This is a genomic window from Streptomyces meridianus, assembly GCF_023703325.1.
Taxonomy (GTDB): domain Bacteria; phylum Actinomycetota; class Actinomycetes; order Streptomycetales; family Streptomycetaceae; genus Streptomyces; species Streptomyces meridianus.
Genome location: NZ_JAMQGM010000022.1, coordinates 18913 through 45628, shown reverse-complemented (window position 1 = coordinate 45628; position 26716 = coordinate 18913). Strand labels below are relative to the sequence as shown.

General features: G+C 72.9%; 25 protein-coding genes and 2 pseudogenes. 10 read left to right on the top strand and 17 right to left on the bottom strand.

Going from position 1 to position 26716, the window contains the following annotated elements:
• Positions 1-25: 25 nt before the first annotated feature.
• From M1E25_RS10745 to M1E25_RS10715, 7 genes are all read right to left on the bottom strand, one after another.
• Positions 26-1552 carry a multicopper oxidase family protein gene (locus tag M1E25_RS10745; protein ID WP_251413218.1) on the bottom strand — a complete coding sequence of 509 codons (1527 nt, stop codon included), beginning with the start codon at positions 1550-1552 and terminating at the stop codon, positions 26-28.
• A gap of 154 nt (positions 1553-1706) precedes the next feature.
• Positions 1707-2666 carry a tocopherol cyclase family protein gene (locus M1E25_RS10740; RefSeq protein ID WP_251413215.1) on the bottom strand — a complete coding sequence of 320 codons (960 nt, stop codon included), beginning with the start codon at positions 2664-2666 and terminating at the stop codon, positions 1707-1709.
• Entirely contained in the window at positions 2663-4312 is a 1650-nt protein-coding gene (locus M1E25_RS10735) for a GMC family oxidoreductase N-terminal domain-containing protein (RefSeq protein ID WP_251413212.1), read from the bottom strand. Before M1E25_RS10735 ends, M1E25_RS10740 begins: the two co-directional genes overlap by 4 nt.
• The gene (locus tag M1E25_RS10730; protein WP_308290410.1) at positions 4309-5028 is read right to left on the bottom strand and encodes a DUF5987 family protein; all 720 of its coding nucleotides are present in this window, start codon (positions 5026-5028) and stop codon (positions 4309-4311) included. Before M1E25_RS10730 ends, M1E25_RS10735 begins: the two co-directional genes overlap by 4 nt.
• Complete coding sequence (locus M1E25_RS10725) at positions 5025-5591, bottom strand: hypothetical protein (protein WP_251413209.1); 567 nt, start codon at positions 5589-5591, stop codon at positions 5025-5027. The genes M1E25_RS10730 and M1E25_RS10725 overlap by 4 nt, the downstream gene beginning before the upstream one ends.
• A gap of 323 nt (positions 5592-5914) precedes the next feature.
• The gene (locus M1E25_RS10720) at positions 5915-6643 is read right to left on the bottom strand and encodes a (2Fe-2S)-binding protein (RefSeq protein ID WP_251413259.1); all 729 of its coding nucleotides are present in this window, start codon (positions 6641-6643) and stop codon (positions 5915-5917) included.
• A gap of 150 nt (positions 6644-6793) precedes the next feature.
• Entirely contained in the window at positions 6794-7168 is a 375-nt protein-coding gene (locus tag M1E25_RS10715) for a VOC family protein (RefSeq protein WP_251413206.1), read from the bottom strand.
• Between the two features lie 357 nt (positions 7169-7525).
• Between M1E25_RS10715 and M1E25_RS10710 the strand changes: the two genes are divergently transcribed.
• Both M1E25_RS10710 and M1E25_RS10705 read left to right on the top strand, forming a co-directional pair.
• Positions 7526-8320, top strand: a complete 795-nt coding sequence (locus tag M1E25_RS10710) for a carbon-nitrogen hydrolase family protein (protein ID WP_251413257.1) — start codon at positions 7526-7528, stop codon at positions 8318-8320.
• A gap of 329 nt (positions 8321-8649) precedes the next feature.
• On the top strand, positions 8650-10032 hold the full coding sequence (locus M1E25_RS10705) for an FAD-binding oxidoreductase (protein ID WP_251413203.1): 1383 nt from the start codon (positions 8650-8652) through the stop codon (positions 10030-10032).
• 94 nt (positions 10033-10126) lie between these two features.
• Here the strand turns inward: M1E25_RS10705 and M1E25_RS25895 are convergent, their stop codons facing one another.
• Together M1E25_RS25895 and M1E25_RS10695 are read right to left on the bottom strand one after the other, a co-directional pair.
• The gene (locus tag M1E25_RS25895) at positions 10127-10723 is read right to left on the bottom strand and encodes a hypothetical protein (protein WP_372500582.1); all 597 of its coding nucleotides are present in this window, start codon (positions 10721-10723) and stop codon (positions 10127-10129) included.
• A complete protein-coding gene (locus M1E25_RS10695) occupies positions 10720-11265 on the bottom strand; it encodes a DUF5994 family protein (protein WP_308290408.1) in 546 nt (181 codons plus the stop codon). The genes M1E25_RS25895 and M1E25_RS10695 overlap by 4 nt, the downstream gene beginning before the upstream one ends.
• A 288-nt stretch (positions 11266-11553) precedes the next feature.
• Between M1E25_RS10695 and M1E25_RS10690 the strand changes: the two genes are divergently transcribed.
• Positions 11554-12078 (top strand): DUF5994 family protein, encoded by a 525-nt coding sequence (locus M1E25_RS10690; protein WP_251413201.1) that lies wholly within the window; start codon positions 11554-11556, stop codon positions 12076-12078.
• A gap of 178 nt (positions 12079-12256) precedes the next feature.
• Positions 12257-12985, top strand: a complete 729-nt coding sequence (locus tag M1E25_RS10685) for a peptidoglycan recognition protein family protein (RefSeq protein WP_251413199.1) — start codon at positions 12257-12259, stop codon at positions 12983-12985.
• Positions 12986-13024: 39 nt separating this feature from the next.
• Here the strand turns inward: M1E25_RS10685 and rpsR are convergent.
• Positions 13025-13280: pseudogene (gene rpsR, locus M1E25_RS25890) on the bottom strand (30S ribosomal protein S18).
• Positions 13186-14502 carry a YibE/F family protein gene (locus M1E25_RS10675; RefSeq protein ID WP_251413196.1) on the bottom strand — a complete coding sequence of 439 codons (1317 nt, stop codon included), beginning with the start codon at positions 14500-14502 and terminating at the stop codon, positions 13186-13188. Before M1E25_RS10675 ends, rpsR begins: the two are co-directional and overlap by 95 nt.
• A gap of 124 nt (positions 14503-14626) precedes the next feature.
• On the opposite strand from M1E25_RS10675, the pseudogene rpmF reads away from it, so the two are divergent.
• A pseudogene (gene rpmF, locus M1E25_RS10670) lies at positions 14627-14794 on the top strand (50S ribosomal protein L32); the annotation flags it as partial.
• Positions 14795-14916: 122 nt separating this feature from the next.
• Here rpmF and M1E25_RS10665 read toward each other — a convergent pair.
• Complete coding sequence (locus M1E25_RS10665; protein WP_251413193.1) at positions 14917-16413, bottom strand: FG-GAP and VCBS repeat-containing protein; 1497 nt, start codon at positions 16411-16413, stop codon at positions 14917-14919.
• A gap of 579 nt (positions 16414-16992) precedes the next feature.
• On the opposite strand from M1E25_RS10665, the gene M1E25_RS10660 reads away from it, so the two are divergent.
• From M1E25_RS10660 to M1E25_RS10650, 3 genes are all read left to right on the top strand, one after another.
• Complete coding sequence (locus M1E25_RS10660; RefSeq protein WP_251413181.1) at positions 16993-17520, top strand: transglycosylase SLT domain-containing protein; 528 nt, start codon at positions 16993-16995, stop codon at positions 17518-17520.
• Between the two features lie 225 nt (positions 17521-17745).
• Positions 17746-19194, top strand: a complete 1449-nt coding sequence (locus M1E25_RS10655) for a helix-turn-helix domain-containing protein (RefSeq protein WP_251413179.1) — start codon at positions 17746-17748, stop codon at positions 19192-19194.
• A gap of 382 nt (positions 19195-19576) precedes the next feature.
• Positions 19577-20527: a DUF3048 domain-containing protein gene (locus M1E25_RS10650; protein ID WP_251413177.1), complete on the top strand. Its 951-nt coding sequence runs from the start codon at positions 19577-19579 to the stop codon at positions 20525-20527.
• Positions 20528-20655: 128 nt separating this feature from the next.
• On the opposite strand, the gene M1E25_RS10645 is transcribed toward M1E25_RS10650, so the two are convergent.
• The 3 genes from M1E25_RS10645 to M1E25_RS10635 form a co-directional block, all read right to left on the bottom strand.
• Entirely contained in the window at positions 20656-21249 is a 594-nt protein-coding gene (locus tag M1E25_RS10645; RefSeq protein WP_251413175.1) for a TetR/AcrR family transcriptional regulator, read from the bottom strand.
• 84 nt (positions 21250-21333) lie between these two features.
• Positions 21334-21861, bottom strand: a complete 528-nt coding sequence (locus tag M1E25_RS10640; RefSeq protein ID WP_251413172.1) for an NAD(P)H-dependent oxidoreductase — start codon at positions 21859-21861, stop codon at positions 21334-21336.
• A gap of 58 nt (positions 21862-21919) precedes the next feature.
• Complete coding sequence (locus tag M1E25_RS10635; RefSeq protein WP_251413169.1) at positions 21920-22618, bottom strand: NADPH-dependent F420 reductase; 699 nt, start codon at positions 22616-22618, stop codon at positions 21920-21922.
• A 104-nt stretch (positions 22619-22722) separates the two neighbouring features.
• Here M1E25_RS10635 and M1E25_RS10630 point away from each other — a divergent pair, with 104 nt between their 5' ends.
• Positions 22723-23319, top strand: a complete 597-nt coding sequence (locus tag M1E25_RS10630) for a TetR/AcrR family transcriptional regulator (protein ID WP_251413166.1) — start codon at positions 22723-22725, stop codon at positions 23317-23319.
• Positions 23320-23435: 116 nt separating this feature from the next.
• Here M1E25_RS10630 and M1E25_RS10625 read toward each other — a convergent pair whose 3' ends face one another.
• Both M1E25_RS10625 and M1E25_RS10620 read right to left on the bottom strand, forming a co-directional pair.
• Entirely contained in the window at positions 23436-24851 is a 1416-nt protein-coding gene (locus M1E25_RS10625) for a flotillin family protein (RefSeq protein WP_251413163.1), read from the bottom strand.
• 108 nt (positions 24852-24959) lie between these two features.
• Positions 24960-25469, bottom strand: a complete 510-nt coding sequence (locus M1E25_RS10620) for an NfeD C-terminal domain-containing protein (protein WP_251413161.1) — start codon at positions 25467-25469, stop codon at positions 24960-24962.
• 176 nt (positions 25470-25645) lie between these two features.
• Here M1E25_RS10620 and M1E25_RS10615 point away from each other — a divergent pair, with 176 nt between their 5' ends.
• Positions 25646-26713: a PucR family transcriptional regulator gene (locus M1E25_RS10615; RefSeq protein ID WP_372500576.1), complete on the top strand. Its 1068-nt coding sequence runs from the start codon at positions 25646-25648 to the stop codon at positions 26711-26713.
• Positions 26714-26716 lie beyond the last annotated feature (3 nt).

Here is a 26716-nt window from a genome sequence, read left to right as displayed (position 1 = left end):
GCCGCGCCGCCTCCGGCGCCCGCGCTCAGTGCCCGTCACCGTGCGGCGGGCGTCCGGCGCGCTGCCCCGGCTCGACGACGACGAACTGGCCCATCATTCCCCGGTCTTCGTGGTAGAGCAGATGGCAGTGGTACATGTACGGCGTCTCCGGGTCGGCCGGCCCGTCGAAGCGCAGAGCGATCCTCACCGTGGCGTTCGGAGCAACGAACACCGTGTCCTTCGGCCCGCGGAGCTCCGGTGGAGGGCGGCGGCCGTTCACCGACAGGATCCTGAACTGCACGTCGTGCACATGGAAGTTGTGGGGCGTGCCGTCCTCGCTGCGGATGACCCAGGTCTCCGCCGTACTGCGGGTGACCGTCGTGTCGATGCGGTTCATGTCCATCGTCCGGCCGTTGATGAGCGGCAGTTGCAGGCGGAAGTGGCGCTCGCGCACGGAGTCGGACCCGTCGGGCACCTCCGGTTCGCCGAGCCGGTCGGGCAGAGCGGGAGACGGCCGCAACGTTTCGGCGGCACGCAGTTGCAGGACGTCGAAGGAGTCGTCGCCCCCGCTGAACCGCTTGCTCCAGAAGTTGAGGCCGGCGTCGAGCGGAAGGCTGCGCAGGACCGTGCGCTCGCCGGGCTCCATCCGGACGACGATCTCCGCCCGCTCGCCGGGTGAGAGCTGCAGCCGCTTCTTCGTGACGGCCGAGGACAGCAGTCCGCCGTCCGTGGCGACGAGCGAGAAGCCGCGGTCGTCGTCGAACCCGAAGGCGTGGACGCGGGCCGTCGAGGCATTGAGCAGCCGCAGCCGCACCCGTTCGTCGCGGACCTCGCGGTAGGGGTCGAGGGTGCCGTTGACCATGGTCCGGTCGCCGAGGAATCCCACGTCCCGCAGGGCTCGGTGCTCGAAGTCGAACTCCTTGCCGTCGAAGGCCACGTCCTGGACGATCACGGGCAGATCGTCGACGCCGTACCTCTTCGGCAGCGGCAGGCGGCCGGACCGCTCGTCGTCCAGCAGGAACATCCCGGCCAGTCCGCGCCGGACGTGGTCCTCGGTGGCCCCGTGCGGGTGCGGGTGGTACCAGAGCGTGGCAGCGGGCTGGTCGACCGTCCAGTGCGGTGCCCAGGTGCCGCCCGCCGGGACCATCTGATGCGGACCGCCGTCCATCGGGGCGGGCAGGTGCATGCCGTGCCAGTGCACGGTCGACGCCTCGCCCAGGGTGTTGCGGACCCGGACCTTCACCCGCTCGCCGCGCTCGGCCCGCAGCGTCGGACCGAGGTAGGTGCCGTTGAAGCCCCAGGTGGGGGTCTGCCGACCGGGCAGGAACTCGGTGCTGCCCTGCTGCATCGTGAGGTCGAAGTTCCTGGTTCCGTCGGCGTCGACGGACGACTCGGCCAGCGGGGGCACCGCCAGTTCGTTGCGGAACTCCGTCGTGCCGACCGTGGACACGGTGGCGCCGCGGTACAGCAGGATGACGCCGGTGGCGAGGGCGGTGACGGCCGTCACGGACAGGGCCACGAGCACCACGAGGAGGTGCAGCGCGTGTCTCCGGAGCGGGGAACGTCTCGTCATGGCCCCCATGCTGGGCCGGGCGACGGGCCGGCACATCGGGGGCCGGGCCCGGAAAAGTCCCCCGGCCCGCCCTTAGGGGACGGGCCGGGAACGGCGATCGATCGGACGTCGGGGCGGGGGTGGAGGCCGCGCAGGAACGCACGCCCCGGCGGCGTCAGGGCCGGGTGCCGACCTCGGCGTGCGCGGTGTGGTCCAGCGTCCAGTGGCGCTCGGTCTCGAAGCCGGTGCGGGTGCGCCGTTCGAGGACGATCTCGGCGGATGCCCGCTCGCTGTTGGTGCAGGTGGCGGTGGCGCCGTCCGGATCGGTGTAGCCCAACTCCACGCAGTCGTCGGGGTTCTGGCGTACCTCCACCCGCAGCCGGCGCAGCCCGAAGCGGCCGGTCACCGACCACGCCGGCAGCCCGATGTCGGCCTTGAAGAACGGCGCGGCCAGCAGCGGGTCGAGCGGCCAGTCCTTCCCCCCGGTCCGCAGCTGGAGCAGCGGCAGGGGCGGGAGCCGGCGCATGCCGGGCCGGCGGGCCACGGCGGCCACCAGCTCCAGGGCGTCACCGTCACCGAGGTCGGCGTGCAGCCACGCCCAGCGCTTGGCGTTGCCGTGCCCGGCGATGCGGGCGACGGCGCCGCGGGCGCGCGACAGCTCCAGCCGCTCCCCGTCGACCTCCAGCCGGCCGTCGAAGAGGGCGTCAGGGGCGGGCACCACCTGGGCGGCGGGCAGCAGCTTCCGCTCCCACACCCAGCGCGGGAACGTGTAGAGCGGCGCGCCGCCCTCGGTCACGTCCAGCTTCCAGCGGATCCGCCCGGCGCTGCCCTTGAGCAGGCCCCGTGAGGCGTTGACGGACGGGGTGGCGAAGTAGGCGTCGCCGCCGATGGGCCGGGCGGAGGTGTCCGCGCCGAACCGCTCGGTCACCGGAGGCCTTCCGGGGGTGAAGACCGATATCCAGCCGTGGGCACGGCCGGGTGAGCCGTCCGGTGGGGTCACCACCTCGTGGTGGATCCACACTCCGGTGCCGGTCCCGGGGTCGGTCAGGGTCGCGTACCAGACCTCCAGCCGTCCGGGCCTGCCGCGCAGCAGCGGCGGGTACAGGCGGGCGGTCGCATCCTGGTCCTGCTTCAACGGCGTTCCTTCGTCGAGAGTTTCAGCACTCCGCGGCGGCCGGAAGTCGAGCCGTCCGGGGCGGGAGCCCCGTACCGTACCTTCACCCCGGCGTCGGCGGCCCGGTCCACGATGTGCGGGCACGCCCGTTCGGCCAGCGCCGCGATCGTCAGGGACGGGTTGACGCACAGTGAGGTGGGTACGGCGGCCCCGTCGGTCACGAACAGGCCCGGGTGGCCCCGCAGTTCATTGCGGTCGTCCAGGGCCGAGGTGGCCGGGTCGTCACCCATGCGGCAGGAGGACAGCGGGTGCGCGCTGAGCGATCCCCCCACTGCCTCGCTCCACGGCCGGACCCGGGCGAGCCCGTCGCGCTCCAGCACGGCGCGTGCCTCGTCGTCGGCTGCGGCCCAGCCCCGGAGGGTGTTGGCCGTGGGCCGGTAGCGCAGGGTGGACAGACCGACCGAGGAGGCGACCCGGGTGAAGCTGCCGGTCGCGGGCGGCAGGCCGAAGCGGCCCTCGTTGTCGTCCTCGGTCATGGCCAGCACGGACAGCCAGGAGCGCCAGCGCGCCCGCAGTTCCTTCTTCTCCACCCCGAACCAGCTGGTGGCGGGGTCGTCGGTGGCCTGCGCGAGGATGTTGGTGATCCCCGGGAAGTAGATCTGCTGGAGCGAGAACCGGGTGAACTCCGGCGCCTGCGGGTCGAGCCGGTCGTAGGACATCGAGCCGATCGGCTTGCCGACGGGGAACGCGTCGTACGGGCTGCCGGGCCCCCGTTCGAGCCCCAGCAGATCGCTGACCTTGTCCTCGTCGACGTCGGCGATGGAGACGCGGTCGCCGTTTCCGGAGAAGTAGCGGCCGACGGCCCGCGGCATGCCGCCCAGCAGCGGGGCGGAGCGCTGGAGCAGCACCGGGGTGCCGACGGCTCCTGCGGCCACGACCACGATCTTGGCCTCGATGGCGCCCGCGCTCACGGGGACCCGGTAGTCGTCGCCGTCGAGGACGCTGTAGGCGACCCGGTAGCGGTAGCCGGGGGTGGTGGCCGGGGCGATCGTCTGCACCTCGTGCAGGGCCCGGACCTCGGCCCCGGCCGCGGTGGCCGCCGGGAGGTAGTTGAGCAGCATCGAACGCTTGGCGTCGAAGCGGCAGCCGCCGAGCATCCAGTTGCAGTTGGTGCAGCGGTCCAGGTCGACGGCGACGGGCACCGGGTTGCAGGTGCGGCCGGCTCGGGTGCAGGCGGCGGCGAACAGCCCCCCGGGGTACGGGACCTGGCCCCACTCCTGCCGAGCCACCGGAATGGTCTCCTCGACCCGGTCGTACCAGGGGTCGAGCGCGGAGCGGGTCACCGACTGGGGCCACAGCCGCCGGCCCAGGCCGCCCTCGCGGTCGAAGACGAAGCCGGGCGCGCGCAGGGAGGCGGCGAAGTAGACGACGCTGGAGCCGCCGACGCAGTTTCCGGCGACGACGGTGATGCCGTCGCCCTGCACGAGGTCGACGATCCGGGTGTAGCTGCCGATCCGCAGGTCGTGGGCGAAGTCCTGGGCGCCCAGCTCCGGACCGCGTTCGAGGACGACGACCTCCGCGCCGCCGGCGGCGAGGTGGTAGGCGGGTATGGAGCCGCCGAAGCCGCTGCCGATGACCAGGACGTCGGTGCGTTCGGTGACGGTCATGCGGGGTGGCCTCCGGCGGTGGTGTGCGGGTGCTCGCGGGCGAGCCGCTTGCCGTACGAGTAGGTGGGGAACCGCCAGAGCCCGTCGGCGTCCGGGGCGGGGAACCGCAGCCAGGCCAGGCCGGGGTGGCGCTGCTCCAGTGCCTTCACGGTGTGCAGATGAGCGGCGTTGTCGAACGCGATGGAGGCGAACAGGGCCAGCAGCACCCACACCTGACGGTCCACGGCGTCGGGGCCGGTCAGTTGTGCGGTGAGCCGGGTGCGGTCGCCGAAATCCAGGGCCACGAAGGCCGGTCGGGACGGCAGGAGGACCTTGCCGCGGCCCAGGGCGTAGCGGGTCGCCTCGGTGCAGAGCAGGCCGGCCAGGGCGGGCATCAGCGGGCCGAGGCCGAGTTCGGGCAGCCGGAGCATGTCGATGGCGCCGGCCTGGACTGCGCCGGGTCCACCGGTCGCGCCCGCGATCGCGTGATCGCGGGCGTGGCGCTTCTCGCCGGGCACGACGGTGTCCGCGAACGCTTCGAGGGTGGCGGTGGTGTCGACGGGGCCGAGGGACACGTCGGCGCCGCCGAGGTCGTCGAGCAGGCCGTCCAGGAGGCCCTGTGCCGGGTCCGGAAGGGGGCCGGCGGTTGCCGGTGCGGACAGCGCGCCGGTGGCCACGGCCGCGACCGCGGCCGTCAGCGCGGCCACCAGGCGCCGGCGGCCGATGCCGCTGCTCATATCCCGAAGCAGGGGAGGGAAACGGGCAGTTGGGCCGTGACGCCGCCGGCCGCGCGTTCCAGGGCGTCCGCGAGCTGCGGGTCGTGGGGGCGCAGGACCTCGGCGGCATCGGATGCGTCCGCCGGCTGCCCCGCGATCGTGATGCGGGTGGCCCGCAGCGCGGCGGTTCCGGACGACTTGTCGAACCAGTAGCTGCCGTCCCAGCCCACGACGGCGGGGTCGCCGGGCCGGGTCTGCACGCTCCAGTGGTCCTTCTGCCAGTACTGGCAGGCCGGCAGGGCGACGGCGAAGCGGGCGGGTTCGGCCAGGACGAACCGGGCCGCACCGCCGTTGCTGACGGTGATGTCCCGCTTGGCGTACTCCACGCACAGCGGTTCGGTCCCGATGAGGTCGAGTGGCGGGGTCTCGCCCTCGCCGAAGCGGTGGAAGGTGCAGTCCGCCCCGAACTCCGGGTCGGTGTACTCGCCGGCGCCCGGTTCGGAGGCAGCGGCGGACGCGGTGCCGAGGGCCGTCAGCATCAGCGTGGCCAGGCCCGTGGCGACGGAGCGGCGAAACGTGGGCATGGGGGACCTTCTTCCCGTTCCGGCCCGGGCGGGCGGAGGTTACCGATGGGTCAGTTCGTTTGCATCCTGATCCCGCCGGGCCCCGAAGACAAGACCTGTGCACGGAGTTCGGCCCCGTCGGGAACCGGACGGACGTGCGGCGATGGGCACTTCGGGCCCGCGGGCGCCGCTCCTGCCGGGCGGTGCCGCACCCCCGACCGCAGAGGCGGGCTCGCCCGGCCGGGCTCGAACCGGGCCGGTACCGGGGCTTTCTGCGGGCAGGGGAGGCAGCACACCGCAGCCTGCTCGTGGCTCGTGCGGAACGGCCGGACGCCGTGCCGGGCTCATCGCCCGGGCACAGGCGCGGCGGAGCGCAGGCAGCAGTCGCCGCACAGCCCACCGCCGGGGACGCGGTAGTACAGGCAGCAGCTCCGGCGGATGAAGGACGGTCCGCGAGGATCCAGTGTTCCCGCGCCGCGCAGCAGCGGGTCGTCGAGCAGGGAGGCGGCGAGGGCCACGGACCGCCGGGCCGCGTCCGGAAGGCCGGCGCCCAGGCACCACGCGTGCAGGACGCGCAGGGCGCCGACGAGGGCCGAGGCCGCATTGCCCCACAGCAGCCCGGGGGCCACCCGCGCCACCGCGCGGGTGGTGTGCAGCAGGGGTTCGAGATGCCCGTGCAGGACCGCGGTGCGCAGCCGCTCGGGGAGCGGCCCGTCGCACCTGCCGGGCAGCGGCGCCGGTGCGGGGAACCGGAGTTCGTCGGGCGCGCTCCGGCCGGGGTGCCACCACAGACCGGCGGGGGCGAGGTCGGGGACCTGCCCGGTCAGGACGGCGGGGGCGAGGGCCAGGGACCAGATCCGTCCGGCGAGCCCCTGGTGGACGAGGGAGGCGGCCACCCGGCGCTCGGTCGTCCCGAGCCGCGCGGCGACCGGTTCCACCCGTTCGGCCAGGGCCGCCGGCGTCCCGTACACCTCGGCCAGCGGCCGGAAGCCGTCCTCGCGCGGGTTCCCGCCGCCGGTGCGGACGGAGAAGAACGGTCCGACGTCCGCCGCCCGGCGGAGGGCTTCGGTCATCGTCTGCTGGGTCACCTGGCCCCCTGCTCCGGTCGGGTCCGGTTCCGTGCGGTCGTGTCCGGTCAAGTCCGTTCGGTTTCCGGTGTGTTCGGTCGGCCGGGTTCCGGTGCGTGTTCCGGCGGTGTATCCGGCTGCGCTCAACAGGCCGGATCAGGCGGTTCGTTCGGCGGCGCTGCGCTCCACGCAGAACTCGTTGCCCTCGATGTCGGCCAACGTCACCCAGCCGGTGCCGTCCGGCCGCCGGTGATCGGAGACCAGGCCGGCGCCCAGAGCCCGCAGTCGCTCGACCTCCGCGTCCCGGGAGCGGTCCTGGGGCTGCAGGTCGAGGTGGACGCGGTTCTTGACCGTCTTGGCCTCGGCGACCGTGACGAACAGGAGGACGATGCCCGGTGCCTTCACCAGTGCCTCCGGATCGCCGGGCTCGTCGTCCTCGCCCAGCGAGGTGTCGAGGACCCGGGCCCAGAAGCTGCCGAGAGCGTAGGCGTCGGCGCAGTCGATCGTCACGTGCCGTACCAGGGAAGCCATGTGCGTGACTATCGCACGGCCCCGACCGGGCGGTTCGGAGCCCACGGGTCCGCCGATCGCTGCGCAGCGGTCCGCTGCGGTCCGCGGTCGGGGAGGACGGCGTCCCTGCGGGGCTGTTCCGGACCCTGGCCTCGTTCCTCGTTCACCGGGCCGCCCCGCCGGGAGACGGCCGGTCGACCGGGCGTCCCGCTGTCCGGCCTCGCGGGCGCCGCTGACGTCCGGCGGCGTCAGGTGTGATGCTGGTACGGGACGCCGATCACGCGGAGCGCGCCGCGCGGACCGGCGCTCGCCCGCATCACCCGGCACCCGAACCGAGACGGACGAGACGGACCAGACGGAGGAGACGCAGTGACGATCTTGCGTACGGCGCTGTGCCAGTTCACCGCGGACGCCGACCCCGGGAAGAACTTGCAGGCCATCGACGACCTGGCCGGCCGCGCCGCCGAGCAGGGAGCCCGGCTGGCGGTCTTCCCCGAAGCGGCCATGGTCCGCTTCGGCGTTCCGCTCGCGTCCGCGGCCGAACCCGTGGACGGACCCTGGGCCGACGGCGTGCGGGAGATCGCGCGGCGGCACGGACTGACCGTGATCGCCGGGATGTTCACCCCGGCGCCGGGCGGCCGGGTGGCGAACACGCTGCTGGTCACCGGTCCGGACGGGGACGCCTCCTACGACAAGATCCACCTGTACGACGCCTTCGGTTTCCTGGAGTCCGACACCGTGGCCCCCGGTTCCGAGGTCGTCACGGTCGATGTCGAGGGCGTGCGGGTCGGTCTGGCGACCTGCTACGACCTGCGGTTCCCCGAACTGTTCCGCGCGCATGCCGACGCCGGCGCCGTGATGTCCGTGCTGCCGGCGTCCTGGGCCTCCGGGCCCGGCAAGCTGGACCACTGGAGGCTGCTGACCCGGGCGCGAGCCCTGGACGCCACGCTGTGGCTGGCCGCCGTCGACCAGGCGCCGCCCGGCCCGGATGCGGACGTCGAGCAGCCCGCGAAGGCACCGAACGGTGTCGGGCACAGCGTGCTGGTGGGCCCAGACGGGGGGGTCCGGCAGGAGGCCGGGGTGGACCCCGAACTGCTGGTTGCCGACGTCGACGTGGAGGAGGTCGAGCGGGTGCGCAGGGCCGTGGCCGTGCTGGACAACCGGCGGCTGTGAGCCGTGCGGCCGGGACAGGCCGCGACGCGTTCCGTCCCATGCCGCGTTGTCCCACGCTGCGTCGTCGGTCCCTCTCCCCGCCGCCGGGCGGAACGCCGGGGGGTCCGGCTGTCCTCCCGAGCGCGGCACCGCCTCTCCCCGCCGCCGTCCTCTCCCGTCGCACATCCCGCGGCACGGGCGCATCCTGGAGAAGCGGGGCGGCTCGTGGGATGCCCTGACTCCCGACGCGACCTCCGGCGTGTGCGACCGCCGGACGGAACCGCCGGCCACCGATCCTTCGCAGGGCGCGGTCCGCACGACGCCGGAAGGCCCGCGGCAAGGAGATCGTGATGGGCACGGCAACGTACGACGCGCTGGAGACGGAACTGCTCGGCCACGTCGAGGGACCGGGCGACCCCGGTTACGACGAGGCCCGGCAGATCTACAACGCCATGATCGACAAGCATCCGGCGGCCATCGTCGAGTGCAGGGACACCGCCGACGTCATGGCGGCGGTAAACTCCGGCCGGGAGCAGGGGCTGGAGATCGGCGTACGGGGAGGCGGACACAGCGGCGCGGGGCTCTGCCTCGTCGACGGCGGGATGACCATCGACCTCGCGCCGATGCACGGGGTGCGGGTCGATCCGGAGGCCAGGATCGCGCAGGTGGAAGGCGGCGCGCTGCTCGCCGGCCTCGACCACGCCACGCACGCCTTCGGTCTGGGGGTCCCCGCCGGGATCATGTCGACCACCGGCGTCGGCGGACTCACGCTCGGCGGCGGACACGGGTATCTGACCCGCAAGTACGGCCTGACCGTCGACAGCCTGCTGGCGGCCGACGTGGTGCTCGCCGACGGCAGCTTCGTGACGGCCCACGAGAACCGGAACGCGGACCTCTTCTGGGCCCTGCGGGGCGGAGGCGGCAACTTCGGGATCGTCACCTCCTTCACCTTCCGGCTGCACCCCGTCGACACCGTGGGCATGGGGGTCACCCTGTGGCCGGTCGAACGAACACCCGAAGTGCTGCGCTGGTACCGGGAGTTCCTGCCGAACGCGCCCGAGGACGTGTACGGCTTCTTCGCCCTGCTGTCGGTGCCGCCCGCGCCACCGTTCCCGGACGAGATCCACGGGCGGAAGATGTGCGCGGTCGTGTGGTGCCACACCGGTGATCCCGAACGCACGGCGGAGGCCGTCGCCTCGGTCCGCGAACCGGCCCCGCCTGCCTTCCACTTCACCGCACCCGTGCCGTACCCGCAGTTGCAGGGGATGTTCGACGACCTGATCCCCAAGGGGCTCCAGTGGTACTGGCGCGGGGACTTCTTCGACCGCATCCCGGACGAGGCGGTCGAGGCGCACGCCGAGTACGGCGCGGGGATGCCCACTCAGCTGTCGACCATGCACCTCTACCCCGTGGACGGAGCGGCCCACAACATGGGCAAGGACGACACGGCCTGGGGCTACCGGGACGCGGTGTGGTCGGGCATTTTCGGTGGCATCGACCCGGACCCGGCCAACGCCGGGATCATCCGTGACTGGGCCGCCGACTACTGGGAGGCCCTGCACCCGTACTCCATGGGCGGCGCCTACGTGAACTTCATGATGGACGAGGGCCAGGAGCGGGTCCGGGCCACCTACCGCGACCACTACGACCGGCTCGCCCAGGTCAAGGGCAGGTACGACCCCGACAACCTGTTCCACGCCAACCAGAACATCCGGCCGGCCCGGCAGGGCTGACGCCTTCCGCGGCTGGTGGCGGGCACGCAAGCCTCCGCCCGGCTGGCGCGTTCCGGGCGGAGGGGCCTTCCGTGACCGCGGTGCCCGAACCGCCTCAGGGCTCGTCGGCGTGCCGCCGTTCGGTGCCGGACGTGTGCCGACCGGCCGCCCCGGCCTGGAACGACTGCAACGGCTGAGGGCCCTGCGTCGTGTCCACGGTGAGGTGGAGACGCGTGCTGCCGTCGGGGCCGGCCGGATAACTGCGCTGTTCGGCGCCCGCGAACATGTGGCGGAGTGCCTCGGCGACCCTGCGGGCGGCCTCGGGCGACGCGGCGACGACGCGCACCTCGGCCAGTCCCGGTGGGGACGATGCCGGTGTGCCGGAGCGCGGGGCGGAGGGACCGCTGTCCGACGACGTGACCCGGTCCGGGGAGGCGAGCAATCCGCGTGAGCGCACTCCGGATACCGCCGTCGAGCCCGCCGACCTCGCCCGCCGACGGGTTCCGCTCCTTTGATCCCCACCGCCGCTTCCCGTGGGCGGGGCGCCGCCCCTCTCCGCGACGCGCTCGGTTGTGCGTCGGCGGAACACCAGGCCATCACCCTCCCCGGAGGCCGCGACCCGCTGATCGTCCCTGCTGTTGAGCGCGCGAATCAGGAATACTGCCGCACCGATCAGCGTCAGGATGGCGACCAGGGTGATGGCTGTGGTCATCGGTTCTTCTCCGTCCTATGGGCCGGACGCGCGGGCCCGGACGCATCCCCGGGGCCGGACGACGGCGCCGCCTCCGACTCCCCTGCGGTTTCCCGGTCGCGGTCGGTCTCCACGGTTCCGGGTGCCTCCTCCGCCACCAGGGCGGCGGCTGTGCGGCGGTGGCCCTCCGAGCCCGTCGCGGCAGTCATCAGGTGGGCGGCGGCGACCTCGCTGCTCCGCGGTGGGATCACCAGCAGGTCCCAGCGGCCCACCGTGCAGGAGAGCAGCAGCAGCCGGCGCGGGTCCTGCTCGCCGAACCAGCCCACGTGCACGACATGCCCGCGGACGGCCACTTTCCGTGGGATCGCCCGCCGGAACCGGGGGTTCACCGTGACCCGTGTGATGCATCCCCACCGGCGGGCCGGCGCCTCGACCAGGGAGGGAAGTTCACGTGCGAGGTCACGGGAGCGAGGCCACCGGGCGCCGTCCGGAAGACCCGGCCCGGTATCCGCCGGGGTCGGGCACAGCCGAAGCTGCGGGTCGGACGTCAGCACAACTGGCATCGGTGCTCGGCCGGTGGTCACGGACATGGCGAGAACCCGCCTCCGGGCCTGCTGCCCGGTGAAAATCGTCCGCCGCGAACGGCGCCGACGTGCAGCCGGCGGAACGGCGTTCGCGGTACCTCAACCCTACTCCGGCCGGGTCCGCCCTGAGCGGCCCGTGGGTTCGGGCATGCGGTTCACGGCCGAACGGTCCCGCCCGGCGTACCGTGGAGGAGTGCCGAGGACGCTGCGTGCCGGCAGCCCGGGCCGGCGGTGTCCCGGACAGGGCCCAGGGACAGGTGGCTCAGCATGACCGACTCCAGGAACCTCCGTCGGCCCGGACTGCCGGACTCGGTGCACGAGCAAGTCCGGGCCGGTGCGCTGCTGCTCCGGCTGGCGACGACCCGGAACCGCGAAGGAATCCTCGACGGCGCGTGGTGGCCGCGCTCCCGTGACGCCGGCGCTCAACTGCCGGGCCTGATCAGCGCACTGACCGAGTACCTGGGCTCCATCGACCGTGTCGGGCTGGACGCGCGCGCCTGGGACGAGGTCCCGGTGCGCCTCGTGGTCGACGACCGGGTCGTGCATGTCGACTCGCATCCGGTCGGCGACGACACGCTGCTCATCACCTGCGGTGACCGTGACCTGTTCGTGCTGCTCGTGGTCCCCCCGGACGCAAGCCCGCCGGCGGCACGCGAGGCGATGTCCAGGGCTGTTGACGTCGGGAACGTCGCACAGGCCGAGCAGATCCTCGTCGACACCAGCATCCGCTCCACGGGTACGGGTTCCGCAGCGGAGCGGAAAGCCGGCCGGGAACACCGAGAACAGGCCTGAGTCCTGGCGACACAAGCGGCCCCGGTGCTTGCGCACGGGGACCGCCCTTCCGGGCCGTCGCACGTGAGAGTGCTAGGGCCTTATGAGTCAGCTTACTGCTGAACAGGTAATCATCACGACATCACCCGAATGGACCGCTCACCTGTGCGAGTGAGGCATTCGGGCGCACAGTGGTCCCATGCGGTCCCGTCGACTTGCCCTCGGCGCCCTGGCCCTGCCGTTCGCCGTGCTGGTCGCGTGGGGCGAGCCGGTGTGGCCGGAGCCGCCCGGGCCGGTCGCGGCCCGTCCCGACCCCGGGAAGACCGCCCCACGGCCGCAGATCGTGAGCCGGCGGGACTGGGGTGCGGACGAGGGCCTGGTCCGCGAACACGCGACGTACACCGGTGCGGCACGTGTGGTGTTCGTCCACCACACCGGGCACCCCAACGGCTACGACTGCAAGGACGTCCCCGCGATGCTGCGGGCGATGGAGGTCGACCACGTCCGCGGCCAGGGCTGGGACGACATCGGCTACAACTTCGTCGTCGACCGCTGCGGCACGATCTACGAGGGCCGGGGCGGCGGCAGCGGGCGCCCGGTGCACGGGGCGCACACCGAGGGGTTCAACGACGACAGCGTCGGCGTCGCCGCGCTGGGGGACTTCGGTCCGGGCACCACCGTGCCCCCGGCGATGCTCCGCGGGATCGCGAAGGTCGCCGCCTGGAAACTGCGGGCGGACATCGACCCGCACGGAACGGTTCGGCTCGTCTCGACGAACGACGACAGCCGGTACCCCAAGGGCCGGGCGGCCCGGTTCCATGCGGTGTCGGGGCACCGCGACAGCCAGGAGACCCGCTGCCCGGGCGACGCCCTGTACGCGCAGCTGCCCGCCATCAGGGACGAGGCCGCACGGCTGCGCGACCGGTGACCCCGGGCCCGCGCTGCCGGAACCGGCCGTCGTCGCAGGTCATCGCGAGGGGTACGGCAACAGAGCCATCTCCCGGACGTTCGCGATCGCGCGGGCGACCCGGCGCTGCTGCCGCGCGGTCACTCCGGTGACCCGGCGACGGCGGACCTTTTCCCGGTCGGAGACGGCCGGCCGTCCCCACGCGTCGCGTCGGGGACACGTCAGGCCTTGCGGCGCCGGCCGCGTCCCCCGGAACGACGGGAGGGCGCGGCACCGGCGTCCGCGGCCGGCCGGTCCGCGGAGACCACCAGTGCAGCCAGGGCCGTCGTCACCGGGACCGACGCGACCAGACCGATGCTCCCGACCAGGGTGCGCACGATCTCCTCGGCGACGATCTCGCTGGTCGCGACCGAGCCGACGCTGCTCTGCGCGATCGAGAAGAGCAGCAGGAGCGGCAGTGCGGCGCCCGCATAGGCGAGCACGAGGGTGTTGACCACCGAGGCGATGTGGTCCCGGCCGATCCGTATGGCGGAACGGTAGAGCTGCCGGGTGGTCATGGTGGCGTCGGCCTGCTTGAGTTCCCAGACCGCCGAGGTCTGGGTGACCGTCACGTCGTCCAGGACGCCGAGGGATCCGATCACGACACCGGCCAGCAGCAGGCCGCTCATGTCGATGCCCGGGTAGAGCGCGTGGATCAGGCCGGTCTCGTCCGAGGTGTTGCCGGTCAGCTCGGCCCATCCGATGAACACCGATCCCAGCATGCCGATCAGGGCCAGCGAGATCAGCGTTCCCAGGACGGCAACCGAGGTGCGGGCGTTGATGCCGTGGCACATGTACAGGGCGGCGAGCATGATGGCGCTGCCGCCGATCACCGCCACCAGCAGCGGATCGGAGCCGTGCAGGATCGCCGGGAGGATGAAGAACGACAGCACGGCGAAACTCACTGCCAGCGCGACAAGCGCTGCCACGCCGCGCATCCGCCCGACGGCGACCACCATCACGGCGAAGATGCCGGCGAGCAGCGCCATCGGGACGGTGCGCTCGATGTCGGTGACCGAGTACTGGAGGTCCCGCGGGGCGCGGGGCTCGTAGGAGACCACGACGCCCTGGCCGTCCCGCAGTTGCCGTGGCGCGTCGGGCTGGACGACCTCCTTGAACGTCCGGCCGGTGTCCGGGCCCGACGTCACCTTCACGGTCGCCTCCTTGCACGCGGCGCGCTTCTGCTCCCCGGCGCCGGAGGCCGGTCCGGGCATGCCGTTGCCGCCGGGCTGTTCCTCCCGGCGGGCGTTGGCGCCCGTGCAGGGGATCTCCTCGAGGGCGACGACCCGCGCGCTCTGCGTCTGCCGGTCGAAGCCGACTCCGCTGCGCTCGTGTTCCGGGACGCCGCCCGGCCACAGCACCACCATGCCCACCGCCACCGCGGCGGCGAACGGGATCAGCACCGCGGCGATCACCCGTCGCAGATGCCTTGAGACGGGCGGTACGGGCCCGTGGCTGTGTGCGTGGACGTGCACGTGATCGTCGGGTGCAGGGGTCACCGCCCGATCATCGCAAAGCCTCCGGCGGCGTCTCCGGGCGGCTCGAGGGTTTTTCGAAATGGAATCCATTTTTATATAACGGGCGAGTGTCCCGCCCCCGCCGCCTGGACCCTGAAGGAGCGCCGTGGCCGTGCCCAAGCGGAAGACGTCCCGCAGCAGCACCCGTCACCGTCGCGCGCAGTGGAAGGCGCAAGCCCCCGGCCTGGTGCCGATCACCGTGGACGGGGTGTCGCATCTCGTGCCCGGGCACCTGACCCGGGCCTGCCGGCGCGGCCTCTTCGACCTGGAGGACCGACCCGGCCGCCGCGCCGCCGGGGGCGCGCCGCCGGGGCTTGATCCCGGCGTTCCGGCCGTCCGTGTGCGGCCGAAACCCCCCCCGCACTCGTGAACTCCGCCGTGCGCGATCCGGAACGGTCAGGACCACGGCTCGTACAGGAACACACTGTTTTCACCGGCGAAGTTCGCGCCGAAGCGGGCCCCCTGCGCGGGCGTTCCCAGGTCGACCGGGTTGAAGGCGATCGATCCGGTGGCGGTGGCCCCGGACGAGGTGCCGGGCAGCGACCACACCGCGCCGGTGCCGTTCTCCACCGGCGCGCCCGCGGCGAGATCCGCCCGGCCGTTCCGGTCGGTGTCGAGCAGCCGCACGGCGCCGCCGAACCGGTCGCCGGCCTCAGCGACCCCGGCGACGCCCGCCGTGTCCTGGTGGAACGCCTGCGCGCCGGTTCCGCCGATGCCGCCCAGGCCGCCCTTGAGCAGGACCACCGCCCCTGCTGCGGCCTTGCTGCCGATCGCCTCGAACGGCACCCCGACGGCGAGGTCGGCGAAGCCGTCGCCGTTGGCGTCACCGGCGTCGAGCCGCGCGCCGAACTGGTCGCCCCGCTCGTTCGCGCCGGGGACGCCTGAGGTGTTCTGGGTGATCGTCGTGGTCCTGGTGCTGCCGGGCCCGTCGGCCGTCCCGTAGAGGACCTTGACGGTGCCGTGGTCGCCCGGCAGGTCCTCGACGATCCCGTTCGGGACCGTGCGGATCGCCAGATCGCCCCTGCCGTCCCGATCGAAGTCGCCGATGGCGGTGGCCGCCGCGGAGGGGAGCGCGGTCGACGTGGTGGACAGTCCCGAAGCGGTGCCGCGCCAGAACTTGCCGCCCTCCGCGTGGTTCTCGTACGCGTAGAACGTCGCGAGGTCGTCGATGCCGTCGCCGGTCATGTCGCCGGCGGCGAGCGTCCAGATGTCGTTGTCCGTGCTGAACATGTCGATCCGCTGCTCGCTCGCGGGGGTGCCGGAGCGGTTGAACGGCCCGAACAGCACGGAACGCGTCTCCCAGTCGTCGCCGTACTGCATCACCAGGTCGGCGTGGCCGTCGCCGTTGAAGTCGCCGGCGGTGAGATCCCGGCCAACCGTCCAGCCCACGGAGCCCTCGGGCGACCGGAAGCCGGCCGCCCCCTCGCCGGTCAGGCCGCCGGGGCGCCCCCAGAGCACCGTCACCGTGCCGTGCTGGTAGGTGTCCGGGCCGCTCTGGTCCAGGCCGCTCACCACGAGGTCGGTGATGCCGTCCCCGTCCAGGTCGCGGGCGGCGAGCTTGTCGCCGAAGCGGTCGTCCTCCTCCGCGGTCCCGGGGACTCCCGGCGTGTTCTGGCTGATGACGGTGGTGCGCGACGCCGGGGCGAGGCCCGACACGGAGCCGTACGTGATCACCACGTAACCCGCCCGGGTCTGTCCGTCGACCGTGCCGCCCGGGGCCGCCGTGACGAGGTCCTGGTAGCCGTCTCCGTCGACGTCGTCGTGGACGGACGCCGCGGCGCCCTGTGCGGAGCCGGGGGCCGCACCGGGCGATGCTGCGGCAGTGGACGCGGCGCCGGAGACGAGAGCGGCGGCCAGGCCGACGGCCGCGGTGTGGAGCGGGCGGATGCGCATGGGGTCCTCCGTAGGGGCCGCGCCCGTCGCGACGCGGCCGTTCGCAACGGGAGACACGGCCCGGGACCGGATGGTTGTGCGGAGCCGGAGCCGCACAACCGGCCGCCGCCGCCCGTGAACCGGTGTCCTCGCAGCTCACAGCCGGGGTCGCGCCGGCTGAGACTGCCGTGGCGGGCACGGGCCGCGAGCGGGCCGTCAGCCGTGACGAGGCATGGACCCCGGGTCACATCCGGCCTCTCGGAAGGGGTCGGAATGCGCCTCGCATGTGACCCCACCCATAGGAGCCACGTCACGTCCTAAGCGCCGTAGTAGATGCTCCGGAGGCCCGTTGAGGTGCCGCTGTCGCCCGGACGCGGTCATTCCGGACCTTTCTGCGTAGTCGGGTAGTACGTCACAACTTTGCGTCCCGTCCGGGCCGCCTCCCAACATGTTTGACGTTCCGGGGAGCCGAGTGCCGGACCGGGCGGAACCCGCCCGAACCGACCGCTGCGGCCCGCAACGCGGAGACGTCTCCGCTCGCCGACCCGACCCCCCGGTCGGCCTCCCCACGACAACTCCGAATGGAGAGGTGCAACCAGCATGACCGCCACCACCGGCACGAGCCGTACTGCCCGCCTGCGCAAGTTCTCCGTGACCGGCATTGTCACCGCGGGTGTCGCGGCAACGGCCCTGACGCTGGCCCCCTCGCCCGCCAACGCCGCCGAGCCCGCCTCGGCGAGCGCCTCGGCCGGCAAGGCGGCGGCGACCGACCTCACGGCGGCTGAGAAGGCGGCCAAGAAGGGCTACGCCGACAACCTCGACGGCTGGATCAAGGAGTCCCTCGACATCATGAAGGCCGAGGGCATCCCCGGCACGTACGAGGGCCTGCACCGCAACATCATGCGTGAGTCGGCCGGCGACCCGAACGCCATCAACAACTGGGACGTCAACGCCCAGAACGGCGTGCCGTCCATCGGTCTGCTCCAGGTGATCAAGCCGACCTTCGACCAGTACCAGGTCAAGGGCACCAAGTACGACCAGCGTGACCCGGTCGCGAACATCACCGCCGCGGCCAACTACGCCGCCGACCGATACGGCTCGATCGACAACGTCGACTCCGCGTACTGAGCCGCCCGCGCACGAACGGACGGGTGACCGGACGGCCGGATGCGCAACCCGGTAGCCGACACCCGCCGCCACGCGCGAGCGTGACGGGACATCACCTGCAGGCCCAGGTCGTCGACCTGGGCCTGCGGTGTGTCCCGGGGGCCCTCGCCGGACCCCGAAACGATCCTTGCGTTCCGGCCTGCACACCCGTTCCAGCTGTCGGAGCCGCGCGTTACGGTTTCGCGCATGAGCAGCGACCTGCGGACGTCACCCCCGGCGCGCCGTCGGCACCCGGCCGACGGCGCGAACCGCGCCGAAGACGCACTGTCCCTCGTGCGCCTGGCGGGCCGGAACAGAGGCGTCGCGTGCATCCTGGACTGGCTCGCGAGCCGCACCGGCGGTGTTGCGGCCGTCGTCGTCGGCGACGCCACCGTCCTCGCCGCCTCACCGCACGCCCCCGGTGCCGAAGTACGCGACGCCGTGGCCGAGTTGCACCGCCGCCGGATGCCCTCCGGTGTGACCGGCGGGTCCGGCGGGCACACGGTGCACACCGTGGCCCTCGGCGACGGGGGGCCGTACCTCGCACTCGACCACACCGGCAGCCACCGGTACGGCACGCTGGTCGCCGACACCGCGCACGTACTCCGCCTCTGCTGGCGGCTAGAGGAGTCGGAACGGGAACGGCGTCGCATGGCATCGGTCGACGCCCACAGCCGTGAGGCCGTGCTGCACCTGGTGATGATCGGCAGCGTGGCCGCGGCGCACCGCGTCGCCGGAGCCCTCGGCTCGGGGCTGCCCAACCCGGTGCGCATCTACCTCATCGAGGTGCCGGAAACCCGCCGGCCCGTGATCGCCGAGCGGCTGGCGCGGCTGGCGGACGACCGGGCGTGGATCGTTCCCTGCCCGGTCCGGGACAACCACCTCGTCGCGCTCGTGCCCGCCGGAGGAGAGCTGTGGGAACACGAGATCGTCGACGAGGTTCCCGAGTGCTGTGTCGGAGTGGGCGACGAAGTCGTGCTGCAGGAGGCGGCACACGGATACGAGCAGGCGTTCCACGCCCTGGCGGTCGCCCGCAGCGCGCCCACCCGCCGGGCACGCTTCGGCCGGCACATCGGGCTCTCCCCTCTGCTGGGGGCCGAAGGCGCCGGGTGGGCCGCCCGGTTGCTGGCGCCCGCTCTGACGTACGAGCCGGCGCGGCGAACCGGCCCGGGGCCGGAGGAACTGCTCGCCACTCTCGGGTCCTGGCTGGCGTTCGGGACCCTGTCGTGCGTGCACCTGAAGATCCATCGCAACACGCTCGGCGCGCGACTCCGGCTGATCGAGGGCCTGCTGGGCCTGGAGATCACCCGCAGCCTCGCCGACCAGTCCGCGGTCTGGCTGGCGCTGCGGCTGCACGCCCGGCATCCGGCGGTCACGGGGTCCGCCGAGAACCTGGACGTCCTGCTCGACGCCCCCGCCGTCCGGACCTGGGCGCAGGCGCAGATCGCTCCGCTCGAAGCCGCCACCGACACCGTCTGCGCCTGGCTGCGGGCCGACGCCCGGCTCCCGGCGACGGCCGCCGCACTCGGCATCTCCCTGCCCGGCACCCGCAAGCGCCTGACCAGGGCCGAAGAGAAGCTGGAGCGTTCGCTGCTGCACGCGCCGAGTGCCAAGTACGAGTTGTGGTTGGCGGCGCAGGCCCTGGGCATGCTGTGAACGATCCCCAGGAGGGCCCTCGCCGCGCAACGGTGTGCCGAAAGAAACCACAGTGGCTGTGCACTGTGCGAACAGGAGCTCGCACAGCCCGTGCATATTGTCTACCTTTCCGTGCAGGGGGGACGGTCGGCCCGTCGGGGACCTTGCCGCCACAGCTGCGGGGGAGTTGCGGGGGCGTGCTCTCCGACGGGCCGCCGCACCGGTTTCCCGGTTCCGGGGTTTTCTGCTGCCTGCTGCCCATCGCCCCGGGCCGTTCGCCGTTGCCGGCGCAGCGTCTGCGGGTCGGTGCGGCGTGTCCGGATACGGATGGATTCCGGGCCCGGGTGCCGACTTCCGCCCGCTCACGGGGAAGGCTTCCCGGAAGCGGAGAGAGGCGGTCGGCATGGTGTGGACGGGCACGCGGAGGACGGTGCTGACAGCGGCGGGACTGGGGCTGCTGTCGGCGAGCTGCCAGGTGAAGGGCGACCGCACCGCCGAGGAGCCGCGCTCCCCCTTCACGGGCGAGCAGCGCATCGGTGACCGGGTTCTGACGGTCAAGATCGACAACGTGCGGCCCGCCCGTCCGCAGACGGGGCTCGACCGGGCCGACATCGTCTATGCCGAACAGGTCGAGGCCGGGCTGACGCGCATCCTGGCCGTCTTCGCGTCCCGTATCCCCGGCGAGACCGGGCCGGTGCGCAGCGCCCGGGAGTCGGACCTCGAGCTGCTGCGCCAGTTCGACCGTCCCGCGTTCTGCTACTCGGGGGTGCAGTCCCGGCTGCGCGACCGCGTGGAGTCCGCGCACCTGGTCGCGCTGCCGCCCGGCCGGCTCCCCGACGGCTACGTGCGCCGGTCGGGCCGTCCCGCCCCGCACAATCTCCACCTGCGGCCGGAGGTCGCGCTGCGGGCCGCGTCCGACGCCTCGGCGCCGCGCGACATCGGCTTCCGCTTCGGCTCCGCGCCGAGCGGCGGACGGAGGACGGCGGAGCACACGGTGCGCTACCCGTCGGCGCGTTACGGCTTCACCTGGTCGGCGGACGAGGAGCGCTGGCTGGTCTCCATGGACGGTGAGCCCGCGACGACGTCCGGCGGCGACCGGCTCGGCGCACCCACGGTCGTGGTGCAGTCCGTCCGGATCCGGTCGTCCGCGTTCGGCGACCGGTCGGGCAACAACACCCCGTTCACCGAGACCGTCGGGTCCGGCCGGGCGCTGGTGCTGCGCGGCGGCCGGGAGTACGACGCGCGCTGGAGCCGCCCGGACGCAGCCGGCGGGACCACGTTCACGGACGCGGACGGCCGGCGGCTGCGTTTCGCCCGTGGGCAGGTGTGGGTGCTGCTGGCGCCGACGGGGTGAAGCCCGGCCCCGAGCCCGGCGCGGAGTCCGCCGTCCGGCCCCTGCCGGGTCGGACCGAGGCCCTGACGCGCCTTCCCGCGTCCGTGACCGGGCGTCCTGCTGCGGGATCCCGGTCCGCGTCCCGGGCGTCAGCGGCCGGCCGCGTCCAGCCCGGCGAGCACGAGGTCGACGGCGTCCCCGGCCCAGCCCGTACGGCCCGAGCGGCCGGCCATGTAGTCGGCGTAGAACGGGCCGAGGAGCGCGGAGACCGCGGCTTCCGGATCGGCGTCGGGGCGGATCTCACCGCGGTCGCGGGCCTGTTCGAGGACCTGGCGGAGCAGGGCGCGACGTGGCAGCACGGTCCGTTCGCGCAGCAGCGCGAGGAGTTCGGGGGTGTGGGCCTCCTCCGCCAGGCAGGTGCCGATGAGCGCCATGCCGTTGACGCGCTCCACGGTCGCGGCGAAGTCCTCGAGGATGGCGGTCAGGTCGGCCCGGGTGTCCCCGCTCGGCGGTGGGGCGTCGGCCATGCGAACGGCCGCCAGCGCGGCCGTGAGGAGGTCGGCCTTGGTCTTCCAGCGCAGGTGGATCGTGGACTTGCTGACCTGGGCGGCGGCTGCGACCTGGCTCAGGCTCATCCGGGTGTAGCCGTGGGAGGCGAGCAGTTCCAGCGCTGCCCGCAGGATCGCGGCGTCCTTCTCGGTCGATCGGGGCCGGCCGGCGCTCCTGGTCTCGGTGTCACCCATTCCCCCAGGATAGGGGAATCCGCACCGAGTGGTTCGGTGCGGATTTCCCCTACGGAAGCAGGCCTCGTGATACCGCCGGCGCCGTCAGTCTTCGAGGAGCGCGCGGAAGGTCTTGGCGTGGACGGACAGGTCCTCGTCGGAGACGGTGCGGGCACCGAACAGTGCGAATGGCTCGGCCAGGCGCATCCCGGTGAGGTGGGCGGTGGCGTCGAGGGGCGTGAGCAGCTGGGCGAGGGTGAAGCGGTTGAAGCCGTCGGCGGCGTACGAGTCGGCGGGGCCGCCGGTGGAGGTGACCAGCTGCAGAGTCTTGCCGTGCAGCGCGGTGCCGTCGGCCCCGTACGCGAAGCCGTACGTCAGCACCTGGTCGATCCAGGACTTGAGCACTCCTGGCACGGAGTACCAGTGCCAGGGGAACAGCCAGACGATCCGGTCGTGGTCGCGCAGCAGTTGCTGTTCGCGGGCCACGTCCACGCGGCCGCCGGGGCCGGCGGCGGCGATGTCGTGGACGGTGACGTGCTCGAGGTCGCCCACGGCGTCGGCCAGGCGGGCGGTGATGCGGGAGGTCGCCAGGTCGGGGTGGGCGACGACGACCAGAGTGCGGGTTGCGGACATGCCTTCGGCTCTCCTGGGAGGGGGTCGCGCGGGGTGGGTCATGGCAGGCGACGCCGGGTCAGGCGCCGGAACGCGCGCCGGCGATGTGGAAGTTGAAGTCGGCGTGGCCGAGCGCGCCCCACAGGCGGAGCCAGATCGGCAGGAGCATCTCGGTGCCGCGTGCGGTGCTGATACCGCCCAGGTCGATGACCGAGTCCTCGGGCCAGCCGAACGAGGTCAGCAGCTCGGTGACGGCCTTCTTGGCGCCCGTGTCGTCACCGCAGACGAAGACGGTGTGCTCGCCCGCCACCCGGGACGGGTCGACCATGACCCGGCAGTTCATGGTGTTGAGGCTCTTGACGACCTTGGTGTCGGGGAAGGCGCGCTGGATCTGCTCACCGAGGCTGTCGGTGTTGACCGGGTTCAGGGACGGCGGCATGCCCTGGGAGAAGTCGAGCGGGTTGGCGATGTCGATGAGCACCTTTCCCGCCAGGTTCGCCGCGCCGGCGGCTTCCAGAGCCGCGAGGCTGCCCGCGCCGGCGGTGGTGTTGACGATCGTCCCGCCCCGGGCCGCGGCGTCGGCGAAGGTCTCCAGGCGGATCTGCTCGTGCGCAGCCTGCCAGTGGGAGAACGGCGGATTGCCGTACGCGTCGGGCTCGGCGCGGGCGAGGGTGGCCTCGGGGTCGCGGGTGCCGATGGCGACGTCGTGGCCGAGGGAGGCCAGCTTGGCGGCGATGGTCCGGCCGACGATGCCGGTGCCGAGGACTGCGTAACGCATACGGGTGCCCTTCCGGTGCGGTGGACGTCGGGCGGGTTCGTCCGGCGCCTGCTCCGTAAAACTAAACCGAGTGGTTCGGTATTGCAAGCCGTTATGCTGAGGGCATGGAGACGACGGACGCGGACGGCTGTCGCGGCAGGGGGCGCCGGCGCTGCCCGGACAAGGGGGCCGCGATCCTGGCCGCGACCCTGACCCTCCTGGCCGAGCAGGGCTTCGCCCGCATGACCCTGGAGGGTGTGGCCCGGGCCGCAGGCGTCAGCAAGGCCACCCTCCACCTGCGGTTCAGGAGCAAGTCCGCACTGGCCGCCGCAGCCCTGAGGACCCTGCGGCACGATGCCGCGCCTCCGGATACGGGGGACGTGAGTGCCGATGTCGTCGCGCGGCTCGCCGACTTCGCCGCGACCCTCACCCAGGCGCGGGGGACGACCCTGATCGGCGCCTGCCTGGCCGAGCAGGCACACACCCCCGAGCTGCTGGAACTCTTCCGCGAACACGCGGTGCGACCACGTCGCGAGGCGATGCGGCGGCTGCTGGAGCGGGCCCGCGCCCGGGGCGCCCTCGTCGGCGGGGCCGACCCGGACCTCCTGGCGTCGGCCCTGCTCGGAACCTTCTGGGCCGACCGTCTCGCAGGGCGCTCCACCGACCGGGACTGGGCGCGGCGCACCGCCGCAGCGGTGCTTGACCCGATGCTGCCCCCGTAGCGGGGCGGTCGCGTCATGGCCGGGGCGTCCCGCGCAGCTCCGAGCCCACGGACGCCGAACGGGCCCGCACGACACCGGTGTCGTACGGGCCCGTTCATCCGCGTCCCCCGACGCCTCTACACGGCGGCCTTGACCACCCCGTCGCCGGCGGACGGGTTCGTTCCCGTCTTCTGCGCGATGCCCTGGAGCAGCTGCGCCAGATCGATTCCCGTGGTGGAGCTGAGCAGCTCCATGCCCTGGGCGACGTTGTCCGTGACGGTCCGCGGAAGCTTCCCCGCGCCGTCGGTCGAGATGACGGTCAGCTTGTCGATCGCCGACAGCGGTTCGGCGGCCTTGGCGACGACCTGGGGCAGCACCTCGACCAGCATCTGCAGCACGGCGGCCTCCCCGTACTGCGCGAAGGCGTCGGCCTTCTTCTGCATGGCCGCGGCTTCCGCCGTGCCCTTGGCGGCGATGGCCGCGGCCTGCGCCTCGCCCTCGATGCGGGTGGCGTCGGCGACGGCGGCCCGGTGGGCCTTCTCGCCCTCACCGGTCAGACGCGCACGCTGCGCGTCCGCCTCGGCCTGCTTGACCAGGCCGATGCGCCGGGCCTCCGCCTCCTGCTCGGCCTGGTAGCGGGCGGCGTCGGCCGGCTTGCGGACCTGAGTGTCGAGCTGACGGTCCGTCAGTGCGGCCTGCCGGGTGGCGACCTTCTCCTGCTCGGTGAGGACCTCCTGCTGGCGGGCGGCCTCGGCGAGCGGACCCGCGGCGTTCGCCCGGGCGGCGGCCTCGTCGGTCTGCGCCTTGATCTCGGCCTGCTTCAGGTAGAGGGTCCGCTGGGCCACGGCGATCTCCTCCTCGGCCTTCAGCCGGGCCTGCTCGGACGCCCGCCGCGCCACGGCCTCCGCGATGTCCGCCTCCTGCCGGGCCCGGGCAGCCTCGGGACGCCCGAGGTCCTGCAGGTAGGAGCCCTCGGTGGCGATGTCCTGGATCTGGAAGGCATCCAGGACCAGGCCCTGCCCGGACAGGCTGGCCTCGGCCTCCTCCGCGACCTGGCCCGCGAACGCCGCACGGTCGCGGATGATGTCCTCCACCGACATCCGGCCGACGATCGAGCGCAGCGCTCCGGACAGCACTTCCTGGGTGAAGCCGACGATGCCGTCCTGCTGCATCAGGAAGCGCTGGGCCGCGGCACGGATGGAATCCTCGGAGCCGCCGACCTTGACGATGGCGACGCCTTCCAGATTGGACTTCACCCCGCGCAGGGTGACCGCGCCGCGCACGGCGACCGGGATGTGCCGGCTGGACAGGTCGAGCGTGAACCGCTGCTGGACGAACGGAACGACGAAGACGCCCCCGCCGACCACGACCTTCTGGCCGCTGTTGTCCGTGAAGACCCGGCCGGTCGCCGGATCGGTGGTCTTCTTGCCGCGCCGGCCGGTGATGATGAAGGCCTCACTGGGCCCCGCGACCTTGTAGCGGGTGATGACGGCGAGGGCGAGCAGGACGACGAGAACGACCGCGCCCGTCACCGCGACGAGTACCGGATTCACAAGGATCCCCCCAAGAGATCGGCAGAACGGAAGAACCGAGCAGAGCAACAGAACGGACAGGAGCAGAGGAGGAGCGGAGAACAGCAGCCGGCGCGCGGACCGCGGTCGTCAGCGCTCGACGGGACGGACCGTGACGGACGTCGCCGAGAGCACCGACTCCACCCAGACCTCCGTACCGCGCGTCACCGGCGACGAACTCTTCGCTGCGAACTTCCGCGGCTGCCCGCCCGGATACAGCAGGACCTCGCCGTAGCCGTCCGCCGGGATCCCCGTGACCACAGGCCCCGAAGTGCCCAGCAGGTCGTCACGGCGCGGCGCGGCCGACGCGTCGTCGTCGCGCATGAGTGCCCGGCTGAGCCTCCAGGTCAGCCACCCCGCACCCGTGCCCGCCAGGACGCCCGTGGCCGCGGCGGCCACCGCCCCGAGGCCGGTGGTTCCGAGTGTGATCGCTCCGGCGAAGCCGAGCATCGACATGAAGCCGGCGATCACCGGCAGAGACAGCAGCCCGTCCGGACCGGCGCCCAGGCCGTCGAAGATCCCTTCCAGCACCCCGTCGAAGACCAGCGAGAGCACGAGCAGCAGCAGACCGGCCGCACCCAGACCGAGAAACCATCCCATCCCCGGCGCACCCCCCGTACATGAATGTCTGCGACATCGGGATGTTCTCACGCTCGGGCCCTGCCGTTCACTGCCGGAATCCGGCAATCTTCCTGCGGCATACATGCCGTCATCCGCCGCCTCTGCGGCCGGGGGAGTGACGGGAACGGGCACGGAGCACCGAGGACGGGGGACGCGTGGAGGAACGACAAGGTCTTGACGCGTACATGGACGGGTACACCCGGATTCTGGCCGGAGCAGCGGCGTCCGGACGGCGTCTCACCCGGGACGAGTTGCGGTCGCGGCGGGAGCTCGGGGAGCAGGCGGCGGAAGCCGGCCACAGTCTGCGGGCTCTCGTCGTCCGGCATCTGGCGGCCACCCGGGAGGCGTGGCCCCCTACGGCCGACGGCAGCCTTCTGCACGCGGTCGAGCAGGCGATCGACGCGTTCGCCGAGGGGTACGAGCGGGCCCAGCGGCTCGCTGTGCGTCAGGAGGAGGCGGCGCGGCGCGAGTTCATCGACGACCTGCTCTCCGGCCGCAGCGACCTTGGGCGGCTCGCCGCGCGGTCCGAGCGCTTCGGGCTGCGGCTGTCCGGATCGCACGCCGTGGCCGTGGCCGGCGACCCGGCGGCGTACGACGAGACGGGGTTCGTCCTGCGCCGGGTCGAGCAGGATGTGTTCGCCCGATTCGGCGACCGTCACATCCTGATCACCACCAAGGACGGCCGGCTGGTCTGCATCGCCCCCGGCAACCAGGACGAGATCCTTTCCTTCTTCGCGGCGCGCGCCCACGCCGCCACGAAGGGGAGCCAGGTCGCCGTGGGACGCTCGCACGCCGGTCCGGGAGGTGTCGTCCACTCGTACGAGGAAGCCCTCAACGCCCTCGACCTGGCGGAGCGCATACACCTGCACACCCCGGTGCTCCGCGCCCGCGATCTGCTCGTCTTTCCCGTCCTGACCCGGGACCGGGCCGCGATGACGGACCTCGTGCACACCGTCCTCAGCCCGCTCCAGGCGGCACGCAGCGGTCCCGGCCCCCTGCTGGACACCCTCAGTGCCTACTTCGACGCCGGTTGCGTGGCCGCGGAGGCGGCCCGGCAGCTCGGTCTGAGCGTCCGGGCGCTGACGTACCGGCTCGCTCGCATCCACCGTCTCACCGGATCCGACCCGACGGATCCGATCCACCGGTACACCCTGCAGACCGCGGTCATCGGGGCCCGGCTGCTCGACTGGCCGGGCAGCGACCTGCAACGCGGCGGGACGTGAAGC

Excerpts from the sequence above, each read along its gene's own strand:
- M1E25_RS10705 (WP_251413203.1), top strand. The coding sequence starts at position 8,650 with ATGGGCACGGCAACGTACGACGCGCTGGAGACGGAACTGCTCGGCCAC.
- M1E25_RS10630 (WP_251413166.1), top strand. The coding sequence starts at position 22,723 with ATGGAGACGACGGACGCGGACGGCTGTCGCGGCAGGGGGCGCCGGCGC.
- M1E25_RS10635 (WP_251413169.1), bottom strand. The coding sequence starts at position 22,618 with ATGCGTTACGCAGTCCTCGGCACCGGCATCGTCGGCCGGACCATCGCC.
- M1E25_RS10695 (WP_308290408.1), bottom strand. The coding sequence starts at position 11,265 with ATGCCAGTTGTGCTGACGTCCGACCCGCAGCTTCGGCTGTGCCCGACC.
- M1E25_RS10665 (WP_251413193.1), bottom strand. The coding sequence starts at position 16,413 with ATGCGCATCCGCCCGCTCCACACCGCGGCCGTCGGCCTGGCCGCCGCT.
- M1E25_RS10655 (WP_251413179.1), top strand. The coding sequence starts at position 17,746 with ATGAGCAGCGACCTGCGGACGTCACCCCCGGCGCGCCGTCGGCACCCG.
- M1E25_RS10620 (WP_251413161.1), bottom strand. The coding sequence starts at position 25,469 with ATGGGATGGTTTCTCGGTCTGGGTGCGGCCGGTCTGCTGCTGCTCGTG.
- M1E25_RS10640 (WP_251413172.1), bottom strand. The coding sequence starts at position 21,861 with ATGTCCGCAACCCGCACTCTGGTCGTCGTCGCCCACCCCGACCTGGCG.
- M1E25_RS10745 (WP_251413218.1), bottom strand. The coding sequence starts at position 1,552 with ATGACGAGACGTTCCCCGCTCCGGAGACACGCGCTGCACCTCCTCGTG.
- M1E25_RS10690 (WP_251413201.1), top strand. The coding sequence starts at position 11,554 with ATGACCGACTCCAGGAACCTCCGTCGGCCCGGACTGCCGGACTCGGTG.
- M1E25_RS10720 (WP_251413259.1), bottom strand. The coding sequence starts at position 6,643 with ATGACCGAAGCCCTCCGCCGGGCGGCGGACGTCGGACCGTTCTTCTCC.
- M1E25_RS10715 (WP_251413206.1), bottom strand. The coding sequence starts at position 7,168 with ATGGCTTCCCTGGTACGGCACGTGACGATCGACTGCGCCGACGCCTAC.
- M1E25_RS10660 (WP_251413181.1), top strand. The coding sequence starts at position 16,993 with ATGACCGCCACCACCGGCACGAGCCGTACTGCCCGCCTGCGCAAGTTC.
- M1E25_RS10685 (WP_251413199.1), top strand. The coding sequence starts at position 12,257 with ATGCGGTCCCGTCGACTTGCCCTCGGCGCCCTGGCCCTGCCGTTCGCC.
- M1E25_RS10730 (WP_308290410.1), bottom strand. The coding sequence starts at position 5,028 with ATGAGCAGCGGCATCGGCCGCCGGCGCCTGGTGGCCGCGCTGACGGCC.
- M1E25_RS25895 (WP_372500582.1), bottom strand. The coding sequence starts at position 10,723 with ATGACCACAGCCATCACCCTGGTCGCCATCCTGACGCTGATCGGTGCG.
- M1E25_RS10645 (WP_251413175.1), bottom strand. The coding sequence starts at position 21,249 with ATGGGTGACACCGAGACCAGGAGCGCCGGCCGGCCCCGATCGACCGAG.
- M1E25_RS10650 (WP_251413177.1), top strand. The coding sequence starts at position 19,577 with ATGGTGTGGACGGGCACGCGGAGGACGGTGCTGACAGCGGCGGGACTG.
- M1E25_RS10725 (WP_251413209.1), bottom strand. The coding sequence starts at position 5,591 with ATGCCCACGTTTCGCCGCTCCGTCGCCACGGGCCTGGCCACGCTGATG.
- M1E25_RS10735 (WP_251413212.1), bottom strand. The coding sequence starts at position 4,312 with ATGACCGTCACCGAACGCACCGACGTCCTGGTCATCGGCAGCGGCTTC.